Genomic DNA, 13,789 nt, shown 5'->3' with positions numbered 1-13,789 from the left:
GACGCCATGAGAGCCGATCTGGAAATCATTCAGGAATGGATTCCCGCGGGCAGCCGCGTGCTCGACCTGGGCTGCGGTGACGGCGAATTGCTGACCTGGCTGCGTGACCACAAGCAGGTCACCGGCTACGGACTGGAAAACGACGCGGCCAACATTGCCGAGTGCGTCGCCAAGGGCATCAACGTCATCGAGCAGGACCTCGACAAGGGGCTGGGCAACTTTGCCAGCAACAGTTTCGACGTCGTGGTCATGACCCAGGCCCTGCAAGCGGTGCATTACCCGGACCGAATCCTCGACGAGATGCTGCGCGTCGGTCGCCAGTGCATCATCACCTTCCCCAATTTCGGTCACTGGCGCTGCCGCTGGTACCTGGCGAGCAAGGGCCGCATGCCGGTGTCCGAATTCCTGCCGTATACCTGGTACAACACGCCGAACATTCACTTCTGCACCTTCGGCGACTTCGAAGAGCTGTGCCGCGAGCGCGATGCGCAGGTGCTCGACAGGCTGGCGGTCGATCAGCAGCACCGTCATGGCTGGGCCAGCAAGCTCTGGCCCAATCTGCTCGGCGAGATCGGCATCTACCGCGTCACCAGCCCCGGGCTGACAGACCACAGGATTGCCGTTTAACCGACCGTTTTCATGCACCACGACAGGCCAACCATGAACCTCACACAACTCGTACTGGCCAGCCACAATGGCGGCAAACTCAAGGAACTCCAGGCCATGCTCGGCGGCAGCGTAACGCTGCGCTCGGTCAGCGAATTCAGCCTGATTGAGCCGGAAGAAACCGGCCTGTCCTTCGTCGAGAATGCAATCCTCAAGGCACGCAACGCCGCGCGCCTGTCCGGCCTGCCTGCGCTGGCCGACGACTCGGGGCTGGCGGTGGACTTTCTAGGCGGTGCGCCGGGTATCTATTCCGCACGTTACGCCGATGGCCAGGGCGATGCCGCCAACAACGCCAAGCTGCTGGAGGCGCTCAAAGACGTACCGGACGACCAGCGTGGTGCGCAGTTCGTCTGCGTGTTGGCGCTGGTACGCCACGCCGACGACCCATTGCCGATCCTCTGTGAGGGGCTGTGGCACGGGCGCATCCTGCACGCCGCCAGCGGCGAGCACGGCTTCGGCTATGACCCGCTGTTCTGGGTGCCGGAGCGCAACTGCTCGAGTGCCGAACTGGGCCCGACCGAAAAAAACCAGCTCAGCCACCGCGCCCGCGCGATGGTCCTGTTGCGGCAACGCCTGGGTCTGCAATGACCCACGATTCGCCTGCGCAGCCGCTGTTTCTCGGCGAGAGCGGCTTCTCGTCAGAGAGCCCGCGCCCTGCACTGCCGCACCTGCCGCCGCTGTCGCTGTACATCCATATTCCGTGGTGCGTGCGCAAATGCCCGTACTGCGACTTCAACTCGCACACCGCCAGCCCGGTGCTGCCGGAACAGCAATACGTCGACGCCCTGCTCGCCGACCTGGACCTTGATCTGCCGCACGTCTATGGCCGCGAGCTGCAATCGATCTTCTTTGGTGGCGGTACGCCGAGCCTGTTCAGCGCCGATGCGTTGGGACGCCTGCTGCAAGGCGTCGAACAGCGCATCCGCTTTGCCAGCGATATCGAGATCACCCTGGAAGCCAACCCCGGCACCTTCGAACAGGCCAAGTTCAGCGCCTATCGCGGTCTGGGCATCAATCGGTTGTCGATCGGCATTCAGAGCTTTCAGGAATCCAAACTCAAGGCGCTGGGCCGCATTCACAACGGCGACGAAGCGATTCGCGCCGCGGACATGGCGCGCCAGGCCGGTTTCGACAACTTCAATCTGGACCTGATGCACGGCCTGCCGGATCAATCCCAGGACGAAGCGCTGGCCGATCTGCGCCAGGCCATTGCCCTCGCACCGACCCACCTGTCCTGGTATCAACTGACCCTGGAGCCCAACACGGTGTTCTGGAATCAGCCACCGGTGCTGCCCGAAGACGACATTCTCTGGGACATTCAGGAAACCGGGCAGCAGTTGCTGGCCACTCATGGCTACGCGCAATACGAAGTGTCAGCTTATGCACAGCCCGGGAAACCGGCGCGGCATAACCTCAACTATTGGGCGTTCGGTGATTTCATCGGCATCGGCGCAGGCGCACACGGCAAGCTGAGCCACCCGGACGGGCGCATCATGCGCACCTGGAAAACCCGGCTGCCCAAGGATTACCTGAACCCGGACAAGCCGTTTCAGGCCGGTTCCAAGCTATTGCCGCTCGATGAATTGCCGTTCGAATTCCTGATGAACGCACTGCGACTGACAAATGGTGTGGACGCTGCGTTATTTCGCGAAAGAACCGGTCTAAGCCTCGATTCGCTGGCCGCGGCGCGTCGACAGGCTGAACAAAAGGGGTTGCTGCACCAGGACCCGACACGCCTGATCGCCACGCCACAAGGCCAGCTGTTCCTCAACGACCTGCTGCAATACTTTCTGATCTAAGGACCCTGCATGGATTTCGTACTCGATTTGCTCGCCACCGTCTCGCGCTGGAGCCGCAGCAATCTCTCGGAAATCGCGCTCGCGCTGGTGGGCTGCCTGCTGGTGCTGTTCGGCTCGGACATCAAAGGCTGGCTGGAACAGCGCATCAGCAGCATGACCGGCGCCCTGCGCATCCCGCTCATCGCCCTGCTGTGCGCCGTGGGCAGCGGCGCGGCGCTGATCTACGCCACGCCGTGGGTAGTTCGCGGCCTCAGCCAGTTCAACAACTACAGCCTGGCGCCGGTGTTGTTGGTGGTACTGGTGCTGATCGGGGTGATTGCGGACAGGAAGTGAGCCGATAACTTGCCAAAGGCTGACTCGACCTCATCCATCCGGCTACTGCACGATGAGGCAACTGGCTGATTCGCATGTGCCTTTTTTCGGGGTCAGGGTCACGTATTTGATGCCTGAAGTGCCGCTTACAGGTCTGACGCTGATTGGACCAGCGGACAGGTCATTAATGACCCAGTTGCATTTGCTATTGACTGTTGCCTGTCTGGAACCCGGCTGTGAAACATAGATAGCCACCAGGGTGTTGTTACGTACCTGAACAGATGCGTCTGTCGCCTCAGGCGCCGGGACCTGAGTACATTCTGGCACCGCAGCAGGCGCTTTCTCGTCTTGGACAGACTCTGCTGGATCAAGCGCATACGCTCCCAGACAAACGCTCATCAGCACTGTCAGTGTCAGAAATCGGGTTTTCATCAAGTTCTCCTTCAAGCAGGCTGAAGCCGTACGTGGTGAAAATTGACCGGCCATTGGCTTACTGTACAGGTCTGAAAACCCTTCGAAACCTGTCAGAAATACCACTACCCCTGATTCCCGGACAAAAAAACACCCCGACTGGCGGGGTGTTTTCGCTGCGTCGCCGAACGTTACGGCACCAGTTTGTCCAGCAACGCCTTGTCACGCACCGCGCCCTTGTCGGCGCTGGTCGCCAGCAGGGCGTAGGCCTTGAGGGCGGTGGTCACTTTGCGTGGACGCGACTCGACAGGCTTCCAGCCTTTCTTGTCCTGTTCGGCGCGACGCTCAGCCATTTCGGCATCGTCGATCAGCAGGTTGATCGAGCGATTGGGGATGTCGATCAGCACCTTGTCACCGTCGCGCACCAGGCCGATCGCTCCGCCTGCCGCAGCTTCCGGTGAGGCGTGGCCGATGGACAGGCCGGACGTACCGCCCGAGAAGCGGCCGTCAGTCAGCAGCGCGCAATCCTTGCCCAGCCCCTTGGACTTCAGATAGGACGTCGGGTAGAGCATTTCCTGCATGCCCGGGCCGCCTTTCGGGCCTTCGTAGCGGATGATGACAATGTCGCCCGCTTTGACTTCGTCAGCGAGAATCCCGCGCACCGCGCTGTCCTGGCTTTCGAAGATCTTCGCGTTGCCTTCGAAGACGTGGATCGACTCGTCGACACCGGCGGTTTTCACCACGCAGCCGTCCAATGCAATGTTGCCGTACAGCACGGCCAGGCCACCTTCTTGCGAATAGGCGTGCTGGACGCTGCGGATGCAGCCGTTTTCACGGTCGTCATCCAGGCTGTCCCAGCGGGTCGACTGGCTGAACGCGGTCTGCGTCGGGATGCCCGCCGGGCCTGCCTTGAAGAAGGTGTGCACGGCTTCGTCGTCAGTCTGGGTGATGTCCCATTTGGCGATGCCTTCAGCCAGGGTCTTGCTGTGTACGGTCGGCAGGTCGGTGTGCAGCAGCCCCCCACGGGCCAGCTCGCCGAGGATGCTGAAGATCCCGCCTGCGCGGTGCACGTCTTCCATGTGGTACTTCTGGATGTTCGGCGCGACCTTGCACAGCTGCGGCACCTTGCGCGACAGATGATCAATGTGGCGCAGGTCGAAGTCGATCTCGGCTTCCTGAGCCGCCGCCAGCAAGTGCAGGATGGTGTTGGTCGAACCGCCCATGGCGATGTCCAGCGTCATGGCGTTCTCGAACGCCTTGAAGTTGGCGATGTTGCGCGGCAACACCGAGTCATCGTTTTCCTTGTAGTACTGACGGCACAGGTCAACGATGGTGCGGCCGGCCTGCAGGAACAGTTGCTCGCGGTCGCTGTGGGTGGCGAGTGCGGAACCGTTGCCTGGCAGGGCCAGGCCCAGTGCTTCGGTCAGGCAGTTCATCGAGTTGGCGGTGAACATGCCGGAACACGACCCGCAGGTAGGACAGGCGCTGCGCTCGTACTCGGCGACTTTTTCATCGCTGGCGGTCGAATCGGCGGCGATGACCATCGCATCGACCAGATCCAGGCCGTGGCTGGCTAGCTTGGTCTTGCCCGCTTCCATTGGCCCGCCGGAGACGAAGATCACCGGAATGTTCAGGCGCAGCGACGCCATCAGCATGCCGGGGGTGATCTTGTCGCAGTTGGAAATGCACACGATGGCGTCGGCGCAATGCGCGTTGACCATGTATTCGACCGAGTCGGCAATGATCTCGCGGCTCGGCAGCGAATAGAGCATGCCGTCGTGGCCCATGGCGATGCCATCGTCGACCGCAATGGTGTTGAATTCCTTGGCCACGCCACCGGCGCGCTCGACTTCACGCGCGACCAGCTGGCCCATGTCCTTGAGGTGGACGTGGCCGGGTACGAACTGGGTGAAGGAGTTGGCGATGGCGATGATCGGTTTCTTGAAGTCTTCGTCCTTCATGCCCGTGGCGCGCCACAGGGCACGGGCGCCGGCCATGTTGCGGCCGTGGGTGGAGGTTTTCGAGCGGTAATCAGGCATTGGAGCACTCCGGCAAAAATAAGGCTGATCAGGAAGGGAGTGAGCTTCTATTGACGTCGCGGACGAGCGGCAGTGACCGCAGGCAGCGAAGAAACCGAACACCACGGGATCACCGTGTACTCGGCCTGAGCTCATAAACCCGCCGGGGATGACTGGCGATGAATAGCGCCGATTCTACACCGCCGGGTGGTTTGGTGGGGTCCGAATATCGGTCTTGGCACGGCGTTGCAAATCCCGATGGACAAAAGGCTATCAGCCCATCTATCTTCCTCGGCAGGCCGCCTCATGTGGCCACGTCGCTCGGACGGTTCCGGGCGCTTACGTACGCGAGATACTCATGGCAGACCAAGGTTCGCCGCGCCGCTTTGCGCGCATCGATCGACTCCCCCCTTACGTGTTCAACATCACCGCCGAGCTGAAAATGGCTGCTCGTCGTCGCGGTGAGGACATTATCGACCTGAGCATGGGCAACCCCGACGGGGCCACACCGCCGCACATTGTCGAAAAACTGATCACCGTCGCCCAGCGCGAAGACACCCATGGCTACTCCACCTCGCGCGGCATTCCACGCCTGCGCCGGGCGATTTCCAACTGGTACAAGAAGCGCTACGAGATCGACATCGACCCTGAAAGCGAAGCGATCGTGACCATTGGTTCCAAGGAAGGTCTGGCCCACCTGATGCTCGCCACGCTGGATCAGGGCGACACGGTGCTGGTGCCCAACCCCAGTTACCCGATCCACATCTACGGTGCCGTGATTGCCGGCGCCCAGGTGCGATCGGTACCGCTGGTGCCAGGCGTGGACTTCTTCGACGAACTGGAAAAAGCCATTCGCGGCTCGATTCCCAAGCCGAAGATGATGATTCTGGGCTTCCCGTCCAACCCGACTGCGCAATGTGTGGAGCTGGATTTCTTCGAGCGCGTGGTGGCCCTGGCCAAACAGTACGACGTGCTGGTGGTGCATGACCTGGCGTACGCCGACATCGTCTACGATGGCTGGAAAGCCCCGTCGATCATGCAGGTGCCGGGCGCTAAGGACATTGCCGTCGAGTTCTTCACCCTGTCCAAGAGCTACAACATGGCAGGCTGGCGGATTGGCTTCATGGTCGGCAACCCCGAGCTGGTGAATGCACTGGCGCGGATCAAGAGTTACCACGACTACGGTACCTTCACGCCACTGCAGGTGGCGGCGATTGCCGCGCTGGAAGGCGACCAGCAATGCGTGCTCGACATTGCCGAGCAGTATCGCCAGCGCCGCAATGTGCTGGTCAAGGGCTTGCACGAGCTGGGCTGGATGGTCGAGAACCCCAAGGCTTCGATGTACGTCTGGGCGAAGATCCCCCAGGCTTACGCGCACCTGGGTTCGCTGGAGTTCGCCAAGAAGCTGCTGGCCGAAGCCAAGGTGTGTGTCTCGCCGGGCATCGGTTTCGGCGAGTACGGCGACGATCACGTGCGCTTCGCCCTGATAGAGAATCAGGACCGCATCCGCCAGGCCGTTCGTGGCATCCGCAGCATGTTCAGGGCCGACGACAAGCTCAAGTCCTGAGTGCCTTCTGAGACACCGCGCCTGCTGACCGACTGCGCTCGGCAGGCGCGGACTCTGCAGCCGACTGCCTGCCCACACCTGACCGACAGTCGCCTCGGCAATTTTTGATTTCTGCAAATCGCTGCAGACCGGTATGATCGCGCGCCCCGATACACCCGGAAGCCTGACCTGAAATGAAACCCACCTTGATCGCCGCCGCAGAACTCGATCGCATCGACACCTGGGCCAAATACTCCAGCCACATGTGCGGGGGCTGCGTGTCCAGTTGCTGCACGTTGCCGGTAGAAGTGAAGATCAAGGACCTGATCCGCATCGGCATCGTCGATGAGTTCGAACGCGGCGACCCGGCGAAGAACATCGCCAAGCGGCTGCAGAAAGAAGGCATCGTCGAGCGCTACAACCAGAAGTCCGAGATCTTCACCTTGCAGCGCATGAGCAACAACGACTGCCTGTACCTGGACCGCAAAAGCCGCCTGTGCACCATCTATGACAAGCGCCCGGACACCTGCCGCAACCACCCGAAAGTCGGGCCGCGCCCCGGTTATTGCGCGTACAAGCCCAAAGAAGTCGTGCGCCAGGAAAGCGGCTCACTGAGAAACGCCACCAGCGCGCCAGTGCCGAAATTCTGATTCGTCAAAGACGGCGCAGCACGCCGAACATCATGGTTTTCAATCAAGCCCCGCACAGGGGCTTTTTTGTGCGCGATGGAAAAAGCCTATCGATGTTAAATTTTGTGAAAAATAAAAATACTTCACATTATTTACTCATTGATTCACTATCCGATTCACAGATCAGAACAATAACGTCCGAATGTCGGCTTCACAGGCATCGGCACTGACTTCGAGGATTACTGCATGACTGGCAAAAACGTTGGCGTTATCGGCCTGGGTGCGATGGGTCTGGGCATTGCCCGCTCGTTGCTGCGTAGCGGCTTCACTGTGCATGCCTGTGATGTGCGCACCAGCGTGACCGAAGCATTCGCTCAGGAAGGCGGGGTTGCCTGTGATTCTCCGGCCAGCATGGCCGCTGCCTGCGATGTGATCATCACAGTCGTAGTCAATGCCGAGCAGACCGAAACCGTGCTGTTTGGCGAAAACGGCGCCATTGCCGCGTTGCGTCCGGGCTGCCTGGTCATCGGTTGCGCCACCGTCGCGCCCACCTTCGCCGTCGAACTGGGCGAGCGTCTGGCCGCACAGAACCTGCTGTACCTCGATGCGCCGATCTCCGGCGGTGCCGCCAAGGCTGCCGCTGGCCAGATGACCATGATGACCTCCGGCCCGGCCGAGTCCTACGCCAAGGCAGAAGCCATCCTCAACGGCATGGCCGGCAAGGTCTATCGCCTGGGCGACGTCCACGGTCTGGGCTCGAAAGTCAAAATCATCAATCAACTGCTCGCTGGCGTACACATCGCCGCCAGCGCCGAAGCCATGGCTCTGGGCCTGCGCGAAGGTGTCGACGCTGACGCGCTGTATGAAGTGATCACCAACAGTGCCGGTAACTCGTGGATGTTCGAAAACCGCGTGCCGCACATCCTCAATGCCGATTACACGCCGCTGTCGGCCGTGGACATCTTCGTCAAGGACCTGGGTCTGGTGCTGGATACCGCACGCGGCAGCAAATTCCCGCTGCCACTTTCGGCCACTGCGCACCAGATGTTCATGCAGGCGTCCAGCGCCGGCTTCGGTCGTGAAGATGACTCGGCCGTGATCAAGATTTTCCCGGGCATCGAGTTGCCGAAAGCCAAGCCAGAAAAAGCCTGAGGAGCGACTGATGAGCCTGAATAACGCTCGCCCGCTGCTGGGCTGCATTGCCGATGACTTCACCGGCGCCACCGACCTGGCCAACATGCTGGTGCGGGGCGGCATGCGCACCGTACAGAGCATTGGCATCCCCAGCGCCGAGATGGCTGCCGGTCTGGACGCCGACGCGATTGTCATCGCCCTGAAATCGCGTACCACGCCCAGCGCCGACGCGGTGGCTGAATCCCTGGCAGCTCTGGAATGGCTGCGCGAGCGCGGCTGCGAGCAGATCTTCTTCAAATACTGCTCGACCTTCGATTCCACTGCCGCGGGCAACATCGGCCAGGTCAGCGAAGCACTGCTGGAGCAACTGGGCAGCGATTTCACCCTCGCCTGCCCGGCCTTCCCGGAAAACGGTCGCACGATCTTCCGTGGTCACCTGTTCGTGCAGGACCAGCTGCTCAGCGAATCGGGCATGCAGAACCACCCGCTGACGCCCATGACCGACGCCAATCTGGTGCGCGTGCTGCAAGCGCAGACCCGCCACAAGGTCGGCCTGTTGCGCTACGACAGCATTGCCCAGGGCGTCGAAGGTGTGCGTAACAGAATTGCCGAGCTGCGCGCTGAGGGTGTGAGCATGGCGATCGCCGATGCCCTGTCGGATGCGGATTTGTACACCCTGGGCGAAGCCTGCGCCGACTTGCCGCTGCTGACCGGTGGCTCGGGTCTGGCGCTGGGCCTGCCGGGCAACTTCCGCAAGGCGGGCAAGCTGCGCGACATCGATGCCGCCAAACACATCGCCATCAGTGGCGGCGAAGTGGTACTGGCAGGTAGCGCATCGGTCGCCACCAATGGTCAGGTTGCGGCCTGGCTGGAAGCCGATCGCCCTGCGCTGCGCATCAATCCGCTGGATCTGGCCGCTGGCAAGCCAGTGGTCGAGCAGGCGCTGGCCTTTGCCAGAGATGCCGGGCAGACCGTATTGATCTACGCCACCAGCACACCGGACGAAGTCAAAGCCGTGCAGAAAGAACTGGGCGTCGAACGCTCCGGGGCCATGGTCGAAGCCGCACTTGGTGAAATCGCCAAAGGGCTGCTGGACGCAGGCGTACGCCGTTTCGTGGTGGCCGGTGGCGAAACCTCCGGTGCCGTGGTTCAGGCACTGGGCGTGCAGTTGCTGCAGATCGGCGCACAGATCGATCCGGGCGTTCCGGCCACGGTGAGCAGCGGCGCACAACCGCTGGCCCTGGCCCTCAAATCCGGCAACTTCGGTGCGCGCGACTTCTTCGCCAAGGCGCTCAAGCAACTGGCGGGGGCTGCCTGATGATCGATGAAAACGCACTGCGTCAGGAAATCTGCGACGTCGGCCGTCTGCTGTATGGCCGTGGCTATACGGTGGGCAGCGCCGGCAACATCAGCGCACGACTCGACGACGGCTGGCTGATTACCCCGACCGACGCCTGCCTGGGCCGCATGGACCCGGCCGATATCGCCAAGGTCAATCTGGCCGGCGAATGGGTATCCGGCAGCAAGCCGTCCAAGACCCTGGCCCTGCACCGCGAAGTCTACGACCGCAACCCGCAGGTCGGCGGCGTGGTGCACACGCACTCGACGCATCTGGTCGCCCTGACCCTGGCCGGAGTGTGGCAGGAGGACGACATTCTGCCGCCGCTGACGCCGTATCAGGTCATGAAGGTCGGGCATATCCCCTTGATCCCTTACGAACGTCCGGGCTCGCCGAAAGTCGCCGAGCGCGTAGCGGAACTGGCCAACAGCGTGCGCGGCGTGATGTTGGAGCGCCTCGGTCCGGTGGTCTGGGAAAGCTCGGTGGCCAAGGCCTGCTATGCCCTGGAGGAGCTGGAAGAGACTGCCCGTCTGTGGCTGATGAGCAACCCCAAACCTGCACCGCTGGCCCCGGCGGCGCTTGAAGAGCTGCGTCAGGTGTTCGGCGCCAGGTGGTAACGAACACACGATGATCGGGGAGCGCATTGCGCCTCCCGGTCGAACAACAATAACAACAGGAATCGAGAGCATGACTCACCCCTACCCCGCTGTTTCGTTGTCAGTCTTTACCGCCATTGACCGGAGTGCACGGGCATGACGCCGCTCATGCTGATGGTCGTGGCCGGTGCGGGCATCGCACTGCTGTTGTTTCTGGTGCTCAAGTACAAATTCCAGCCCTTTGTCGCCCTGATGCTGGTCAGCATTATCGTGGCGCTGGTCGCCGGTGTTAAACCGGCCGACCTGGTTGCCACCATCGAAGGCGGCATGGGCAAGACGCTCGGCCATATCGCGATCATCATCGCCCTGGGCGCGATGATCGGGCGCATCATCGAGCTGTCCGGCGGGGCCGAAGCGCTGGCCAAGACCCTGATCAACCGCTTCGGCAACAGACGCACGCCACTGGCGCTGACCGTTGCCGGCTTCATGGTCGGTATTCCGGTGTTCTTCGAGGTCGGCGTGATCATTCTCATGCCGCTGGCCTACGGTGTCGCACGTGCGGCACGCAAGCCGCTGCTGATTTTCGCGTTGCCGATGTGCGCTGCACTGCTCGCCGTGCATGCGTTTCTGCCGCCGCATCCTGGCGCTGTCGCCGCCGCCAGCCAGTTGGGCGCGGATCTGGGCCGGGTGCTGATGCTGGGCATTCCGATCGTTGCCGTGCTGTGCATGATCGGCTACTTCGTCGCGGGGCGTATGACCCGCAAGACTTACCCGATGACCGATGACATCCGCGCCGAGGTCTATGGCCCGCATGTCACCAACGAAGACCTGGAAGCCTGGGCCCGCAATGATTATTCCGCTGTGCGCGAAGCGACCGAAACCCGGACCATGGGCGTCGAAGAAAGCGCCAGCAGCCTGGCGAGCAAGCTGCCGCCCGCGCCCGCACCGGGTTTCGGACTGATCATCGCGCTGATCCTGCTGCCGATCGTGCTGATTCTGATGGGCACGCTGGCCACCACCATGTTGCCGGACACGTCCACGCTGCGCGCGGTGCTGACCGTGCTGGGCGCGCCTCTGGTTGCGCTGCTGATCGATACCCTGCTGTGCGCCTGGCTGCTGGGCTCGCGTCGCGGCTGGAGCCGTACCCAGGTGTCCGATGTGATCGGCTCGGCCTTGCCGGGTGTCGCGATGGTGATCCTGATTGCCGGCGCCGGTGGCGTATTCGGCAAGGTGCTGGTCGACACCGGCATTGGTGCCGTGGTTTCCGAAGCGCTGCGCAACACCGGTCTGCCGGTACTCGCGCTGGGCTTCCTGCTGACCCTGCTGCTGCGCGCCGTTCAGGGCTCGACCACCGTCGCACTGGTCACCACCGCAGGCATTCTCAGCCCGCTGATCGCAACGCTGGACCTGAGCGCCAATCACCTGGCCCTGCTGTGTCTGGCCATGGGCGGTGGCGGTCTGGCCATGTCGCACATCAACGATGCCGGTTACTGGATGTTCACCAAGCTGGCGGGCCTCAACGTCGCCGACGGCTTGCGCACCTGGACCGTACTGGTCACGCTGCTGGGCACACTGGGCTTCGTGATCACCCTGCTGCTTTGGCCATTCGTCTGACCCTTTGAAGACTGGAGTTAACATGCCTCGTTTTGCCGCCAACCTCAGCATGCTGTACCCGCAGCATGATTTTCTTGAGCGCTTTGCCGCAGCCGCTGCCGATGGTTTCGGCGCGGTCGAGTACCTCTTCCCTTACGCCTACAGCACTCAGGAACTCAAGCAGCGCCTGAGCGACAACGGTCTGGTGCAGGCGCTGTTCAACGCTCCGCCGGGCGACTGGGAGGCAGGCGAGCGAGGCATTGCCACGCTGCCGGGCCGTGAAGCGGAATTTCGCAGCGGTATCGAGCGGGCCCTGGAATATGCGCAGGTGCTGGGCAATGACCGTGTGCACGTCATGGCCGGCCTGCTGCCCAATGAAGGCTTGCGTGAGCGTCATCAGGCGGTCTACCTGGAAAACCTGGCGTTCGCGGCTGAGCACGCCAAGGGCGCAGGCGTCACGATTCTGATCGAGCCGATCAACACCCGCGACATGCCGGGCTTCTTCCTCAATCGTCAGGATCAGGCGCAGGATATCTGCAAGCTGGTGGGCGCCGACAACCTGAAAGTGCAGTTCGACTGCTACCACTGCCAGATCGTCGAAGGCGACCTGACCAGCAAACTGCGTCGTGACTTTGCAGGCATCGGCCACATTCAGATCGCCGGGGTACCGGATCGCCATGAGCCGGACCTGGGCGAACTGAACTACGAGCACCTGTTCAACGTCATCGACGAGCTGGGCTACAGCGGCTGGATCGGCTGCGAATATCGCCCGAAAGGCGATACCAGCGCGGGGCTGGCGTGGTTGCGCGCGTTACAAGCCAAGGGCTGAACCCTGCTTTTATGGATGACGCGGAGCGTCATGAACGGCATTCCCACGCGGAGCGTGAGGAACGATCATTCTGTAACTGTCGTGTCCATGCACGGCAGGTTTACGCAAGAACACTATCGTGCCCATGCTCCGCGTGGGCATGCTGTTCTGGACGCTCCGCGTCCGATGTTCAGCGACCTGAACGTCAGTCCTCTTCGTCGAACTGGTCCTTGATGTAGCGGATTTCAGTCCGGCCATGCGGCGCAGGCTGGCCGTCTTCGTCGAGGTTGACGAAGACAATCTTGTCGACGGTCAGAATGCTCTTGCGGGTGATCTTGTTGCGCACCTGGCATTTGAGGGTGATCGAGGTGCGACCGAATTCTGTGGCGGTGATGCCCAGCTCTATGATGTCGCCCTGACGCGAGGCACTGACGAAGTTGATTTCAGAGATGTACTTGGTGACCACCCGCTGATTACCCAGTTGAACGATCGCGTAGATCGCCGCCTCTTCATCGATCCAGCGCAGCAGGCTGCCGCCGAACAACGTGCCGTTGGGGTTGAGGTCTTCGGGCTTTACCCACTTGCGGGTGTGGAAATTCATGGTCACTCCTGAGCGTCTGGCCGATGGATAGCTGCATGATGGCAGAGCCGGCGACCCGCGCCCATGCCTGCGTCATAGCGACTGTGCATCGACCCTATTACAGACAGATGGCAATTGGATGGCCTTTAAACCGACAGAAAGCCTTGGGAAGAATCGCGAGCGCCGCTATACTGCCAAACGTTTCAAAACGGTCATCTACGCTTGATACCGTTCCCGCCACCTGTCCGAGGGGCGCTGCAGCAGGTTTTCCCTGTCAGGCTCGGATGGGGCGTTGTTTGCCAGGACGATCCTCGACCGGCAAACCTTAAACGCACAACGGCGCCCATTCGCATTTTTA

14 protein-coding genes and 1 riboswitch are annotated in these 13,789 nt (G+C 61.8%); of the genes, 11 read left to right on the top strand and 3 right to left on the bottom strand.

Features of this window, described 5'->3' with window-relative positions; all coding sequences use genetic code 11:
* Positions 1 to 6 precede the first annotated feature (6 nt).
* From metW to GE543_RS22720, 4 genes are read left to right on the top strand one after another with little or no spacing between them, the layout of a single operon-like run.
* Positions 7 to 627, top strand: a complete 621-nt coding sequence (gene metW / locus GE543_RS22735) for a methionine biosynthesis protein MetW (RefSeq protein ID WP_003316724.1) — start codon at positions 7 to 9, stop codon at positions 625 to 627.
* 33 nt (positions 628 to 660) lie between these two features.
* Complete coding sequence (gene rdgB, locus GE543_RS22730; RefSeq protein WP_003422453.1) at positions 661 to 1,254, top strand: RdgB/HAM1 family non-canonical purine NTP pyrophosphatase; 594 nt, start codon at positions 661 to 663, stop codon at positions 1,252 to 1,254.
* Entirely contained in the window at positions 1,251 to 2,465 is a 1,215-nt protein-coding gene (hemW, locus tag GE543_RS22725) for a radical SAM family heme chaperone HemW (protein WP_153222432.1), read from the top strand. Before rdgB ends, hemW begins: the two co-directional genes overlap by 4 nt.
* A 9-nt stretch (positions 2,466 to 2,474) precedes the next feature.
* A complete protein-coding gene (locus GE543_RS22720) occupies positions 2,475 to 2,798 on the top strand; it encodes a DUF3392 domain-containing protein (protein ID WP_003414337.1) in 324 nt (107 codons plus the stop codon).
* Positions 2,799 to 2,840: 42 nt separating this feature from the next.
* On the opposite strand, the gene GE543_RS22715 is transcribed toward GE543_RS22720, so the two are convergent.
* Both GE543_RS22715 and ilvD read right to left on the bottom strand, forming a co-directional pair.
* Positions 2,841 to 3,209 carry a hypothetical protein gene (locus GE543_RS22715; protein WP_153222431.1) on the bottom strand — a complete coding sequence of 123 codons (369 nt, stop codon included), beginning with the start codon at positions 3,207 to 3,209 and terminating at the stop codon, positions 2,841 to 2,843.
* 170 nt (positions 3,210 to 3,379) lie between these two features.
* Positions 3,380 to 5,227 (bottom strand): dihydroxy-acid dehydratase, encoded by a 1,848-nt coding sequence (gene ilvD, locus GE543_RS22710; protein ID WP_004409347.1) that lies wholly within the window; start codon positions 5,225 to 5,227, stop codon positions 3,380 to 3,382.
* Between the two features lie 337 nt (positions 5,228 to 5,564).
* On the opposite strand from ilvD, the gene alaC reads away from it, so the two are divergent.
* From alaC to otnI, 7 genes are all read left to right on the top strand, one after another.
* Positions 5,565 to 6,773: an alanine transaminase gene (alaC, locus tag GE543_RS22705; protein ID WP_003392250.1), complete on the top strand. Its 1,209-nt coding sequence runs from the start codon at positions 5,565 to 5,567 to the stop codon at positions 6,771 to 6,773.
* 173 nt (positions 6,774 to 6,946) lie between these two features.
* On the top strand, positions 6,947 to 7,402 hold the full coding sequence (locus tag GE543_RS22700) for a YkgJ family cysteine cluster protein (protein ID WP_002551717.1): 456 nt from the start codon (positions 6,947 to 6,949) through the stop codon (positions 7,400 to 7,402).
* A 225-nt stretch (positions 7,403 to 7,627) separates the two neighbouring features.
* Positions 7,628 to 8,533, top strand: a complete 906-nt coding sequence (ltnD, locus tag GE543_RS22695; RefSeq protein WP_003346353.1) for an L-threonate dehydrogenase — start codon at positions 7,628 to 7,630, stop codon at positions 8,531 to 8,533.
* 10 nt (positions 8,534 to 8,543) lie between these two features.
* A complete protein-coding gene (gene otnK, locus GE543_RS22690) occupies positions 8,544 to 9,833 on the top strand; it encodes a 3-oxo-tetronate kinase (RefSeq protein ID WP_153222430.1) in 1,290 nt (429 codons plus the stop codon).
* A complete protein-coding gene (locus GE543_RS22685) occupies positions 9,833 to 10,471 on the top strand; it encodes an aldolase (RefSeq protein WP_096120527.1) in 639 nt (212 codons plus the stop codon). Before otnK ends, GE543_RS22685 begins: the two co-directional genes overlap by 1 nt.
* A 135-nt stretch (positions 10,472 to 10,606) precedes the next feature.
* Positions 10,607 to 12,064: a GntP family transporter gene (locus GE543_RS22680; protein ID WP_003414329.1), complete on the top strand. Its 1,458-nt coding sequence runs from the start codon at positions 10,607 to 10,609 to the stop codon at positions 12,062 to 12,064.
* Positions 12,065 to 12,086: 22 nt separating this feature from the next.
* Positions 12,087 to 12,872 (top strand): 2-oxo-tetronate isomerase, encoded by a 786-nt coding sequence (gene otnI / locus GE543_RS22675; RefSeq protein ID WP_046236024.1) that lies wholly within the window; start codon positions 12,087 to 12,089, stop codon positions 12,870 to 12,872.
* A gap of 184 nt (positions 12,873 to 13,056) precedes the next feature.
* Here otnI and GE543_RS22665 read toward each other — a convergent pair whose 3' ends face one another.
* Positions 13,057 to 13,452, bottom strand: coding sequence for an acyl-CoA thioesterase (locus GE543_RS22665; RefSeq protein ID WP_003414326.1), 396 nt, complete (start codon positions 13,450 to 13,452; stop codon positions 13,057 to 13,059).
* 220 nt (positions 13,453 to 13,672) lie between these two features.
* Positions 13,673 to 13,783: riboswitch (S-adenosyl-L-homocysteine riboswitch) on the top strand.
* Positions 13,784 to 13,789: the final 6 nt, after the last annotated feature.

This window comes from Pseudomonas sp. SZ57, from assembly GCF_009495975.1.
GTDB classification, from domain to species: Bacteria; Pseudomonadota; Gammaproteobacteria; order Pseudomonadales; family Pseudomonadaceae; genus Aquipseudomonas; species Aquipseudomonas syringae.
Note: the sequence above shows the minus strand (reverse complement) of the source record. Positions and strands in the feature narration are given on the sequence as shown.